Source organism: Streptomyces sp. W16 (assembly GCF_033194735.1).
In the GTDB taxonomy this organism is placed as follows: Bacteria; Actinomycetota; Actinomycetes; order Streptomycetales; family Streptomycetaceae; genus Streptomyces.
Genome location: NZ_JAWOAI010000783.1, coordinates 1 through 3,396 on the forward strand (window position 1 = coordinate 1; position 3,396 = coordinate 3,396).

At 72.2% G+C, this 3,396-nt stretch carries 3 protein-coding genes and 1 pseudogene; 3 read left to right on the forward strand and 1 reads right to left on the reverse strand.

The window, feature by feature from the left end; translation table 11 throughout:
- Positions 1 to 2,043 (forward strand): glycoside hydrolase family 31 protein (locus R6V09_RS49140; RefSeq protein WP_317887932.1); only part of this gene is annotated, 2,043 nt, incomplete at its 5' end.
- 2 nt (positions 2,044 to 2,045) lie between these two features.
- Here R6V09_RS49140 and R6V09_RS49145 read toward each other — a convergent pair.
- Positions 2,046 to 2,582, reverse strand: coding sequence for an NUDIX domain-containing protein (locus R6V09_RS49145; protein ID WP_317887933.1), 537 nt, complete (start codon positions 2,580 to 2,582; stop codon positions 2,046 to 2,048).
- 235 nt (positions 2,583 to 2,817) lie between these two features.
- Here R6V09_RS49145 and R6V09_RS49150 point away from each other — a divergent pair, with 235 nt between their 5' ends.
- Positions 2,818 to 3,243: a Zn-ribbon domain-containing OB-fold protein gene (locus R6V09_RS49150; protein ID WP_317887934.1), complete on the forward strand. Its 426-nt coding sequence runs from the start codon at positions 2,818 to 2,820 to the stop codon at positions 3,241 to 3,243.
- Positions 3,240 to 3,396: pseudogene (locus R6V09_RS49155) on the forward strand (lipid-transfer protein); the annotation flags it as partial. The gene R6V09_RS49150 and the pseudogene R6V09_RS49155, both read left to right, overlap by 4 nt.

The following is a 3,396-nucleotide window of genomic DNA, read 5'->3' on the forward strand; positions in this document are numbered from 1 at the left end:
GTCCTGGAGCCGGACAAGGACGGCGGCTGGCGGGTCGTGGCGGAGCGGGTGACGGTCGCCGTGTCGAGGCACGGCGCGGTCGAGGTGCTTACGCCCGGTGGTGTGACGCTGCGCAGGGATCTGCCGCCGCGCTGGTGGGAGCCGGTGGGCGGCGGCACGGCACGCTGGATGCAGCGGTCGGAGGTGGCGGCGGACGCCCGGTTCTTCGGGCTCGGCGGGCGCGCGTCGGGCCCCCGGCTGCGCGACGGGACGTACCGGCTGTGGAACACCGATCCCGGGCGGGCGTTCGCGCCGGGTGACGATCCGCTGTACATCACCATGCCGGTGCAGCTGGTGGTGGCCGACGCGGCCACACATCTGGTGTTCCACGACACCTCCTGGGACGGCGTGGTGACGCTGCGGGAGGGCGAGGAGGGTGCCGGTTCCGGGCACGACCGGGCGGGGGCGTCCGAGCTGCGGATGGACGGCGGTCCGCTGCGCTGTTGGGTGATCGTGGGCACTCCCGCGCGCGTGCTGCACGCCTGGGTCTCGCTCACCGGTGCTCCCGCGCTGCCGCCTGCGTGGGCTCTGGGGCACCATCACGCGCGGTGGGGTTTCGGCAGTGAGCAGGAGGTGCGGCGGATCGTCGCCGGCTACCAGGAGCACGGTCTGCCGCTGGACGCCGTCCACCTGGACATCGACCACTACGACGAGCATCAGGTGTTCACCGTCGACCACGAGCGGTTCCCGAAGCTGCCGGTGCTGGCCGAGGACTTGCGGCGGGACGGCATCCGGTTGGTGTCGATCGTCGACCCCGCGGTGAAGGCCGAACCCGGAAACGCCGTCTACGACAGCGGGACGGCCGAGGATGCCTTCGTGCGGGACGCGTCGGGGCGGCTGGTGCGGGGCGTCGTATGGCCCGGGGAGGCGGTTTTCCCGGACTTCACGCACGCGCGTGTGCGGGAGTGGTGGGGCGGGCTCTACAAGGAGCGGCTCGGGCAGGGGTTCGCGGGTTTCTGGCACGACATGAACGAGCCGACGTCGTTCGCCGCCTTCGGGGAGTCGACGCTGCCGCGTTCGGCCCGGCACGACCTGGAGGGGCGGGGCGGTGACCATCGTGAGGCGCACAACGTGTACGCGCTGTGCATGGCCAGAGCGGCCTACGAGGCGTTGCGCGAACTTGCCCCCCAGGAGCGGCCGTTCCTCTTCTCGCGCTCCGGGTGGGCCGGGATGCAGGCCTACGGGGGCACCTGGTCCGGCGATGTGGCCACCGGCTGGCCGGGACTGCGGGCCTCGCTGTCGCTGGTCATGGGGCTGGGGTTGTGCGGGGTGCCGTACTCGGGTCCGGACGTCGGCGGCTTCGACGGGAGTCCGTCGCCCGAGCTGTATCTACGCTGGTTCCAACTGGGCGCGTATCTGCCGCTGTTCCGCACGCACGCGAGTCTGCGGGCGGGGCGTCGCGAGCCCTGGGAGTTCGGTGCCGAGGTGCTGGAGCACGCGCGCGTGGCGCTCGTCGAGCGGCGGCGGCGGCTGCCGTACTTCATGACGCTGGCGCATCTGGCGCGGCGGACCGGGGCGCCGTATGTGCGGCCCCTGTGGTGGGGTGCGCCGGAGGATCGTGCGCTACGGGACTGCGAGGACGCCTTCCTGCTCGGCGACTGCCTCCTGGTGGCGCCGGTGCTCGACCCGGGGTCGGACCGGCGTGCGGTGCAGTTGCCCAGGGGGCGTTGGTACGACACGGAGACGGAGCAGGCGTACGAGGGGCCGGCCCAGGTTCTCGTCGATGCCCCGTTGTCGCGGATTCCGGTGTTCGCGCGCGCGGGTGCCGTTCTGCCGGTGCGGGGTGCGGACGGCGGCCTTGAGCTGGAGGTGTGGGCGCCCGCGCGTGGGCGGACCGGGGGCGGGCTGATGGTGCCGGACGCGGGCGACGGCTGGGACGAACCGGAGATCGAGCGGTACGTCGCCCGCTGGGAGGGCCGGCGGGTGGTCGTGGAGCGGGAGTTGGAGGACGGCGTGAGCGCGCCGTCCTACCCGGTGCGGGTGCGAGGGTTGGGCGAGGGCTGACCTCAGATGTACCGGCCTTCGAACCAGGCCCTGACGGCCACGGAGTGGAGCGGGAAGGCGAGCTCCTCCGGCCTGCGCAGGAGGTGCCAGCCCTCCGTCTCGTCGGTGGCGACGGACTTGGGCAGGGTTTCGACCGGGCGTTCGGGGAGGACCCCGAAGAGCAGGAGGTGGCCGTCGGGCGAGCTGATGGCGTCGACGAGTCGTACGTCGCGGGTCGCGGCGTCGATGCCCGTCTCCTCCCTGAGTTCGCGGACGAGGGCCGCTCGCCAGTCCTCGCGGTTGTCTACGTAGCCGCCCGGCAGGGCGACGCCTCCGCGCGCGGGGGCGACGGTTCGGGTGATGACGACCAGGGCGGTGCCCTTCGTGTCGTACACGGGCTGGAGTGCGACGGCGACGGGCAGCGGGTTGCGGTAGGCGACCGTGCCGCAGGCCGGGCAGGTGCGGGGCCAGCCGGAGACGCCCTCTCCGTAGGGCGATCCACAGCTCGAACAGTGGGAGTCCGGCGCGGAGTTGGGGACGGAGCCTTGAGTTTCGGACACCCGGCGGACTGTATCCGATCAAGCGGAGGACGTCTTTCCGGGGGCCGCGCGAGTGAACGGGAAACGGCCGGAGCCACCCCCGTGGGCCCCGGCCGTCCCTCCCGGTATCACGACGCCGTAAGAGGCTCCATGGTTCACCGAAACGCCCTGCTCATTTTCCGTTGCCCGTGGCACACTTCTGACGTTCCGTCAGATCCAGTGCCGTGGAGGGACGTTGTCGCGGACACGCACACCTGTGGTCACCGATTGGTTCACCGGGGAGGGGGACGGCTTCCGCCTGCTCGGCACGCGCTGTTCCGCGTGCGCCTCGGTCTTCTTCCCGCGTGAGGACGGCCATTGCCGCAATCCGGCCTGCCCGGGCGGCGACCTGGAGGAGGTCCCGCTGTCGCGGCGCGGCCGTGTCTGGTCCTACACGGACAGCCAGTACCGGCCACCGTCACCGTATGTGAGCGATCCGGAACTTCCGTGGGAACCGTACGCGTTGATCGCTGTGGAGCTGGAGTCCGAGCGGATCGTGGTGCTGGGACAGGCGGTTCCCGGGATCACCGTCGCCGATCTGACGGTGGGCATGGAGGTGGAGGTCGTCCCCGGTGTGCTCAGCGAGGACGCGGAGACGACCTGGACGACCTGGCACTGGCGGCCTACGGGGGTGACGGCATGACGGCGGATGTGGCGGTGCTCGGCGCGGGCATGCACCCCTGGGGCAAGTGGGGGCGCGGCTTCGTCGAGTACGGGACGGCGGCGGCCCGGGCGGCGCTCGCCGACGCCGGGCTGGAGTGGCGGGACGTCGGCTCGATCGTCGGCGCGGACACGG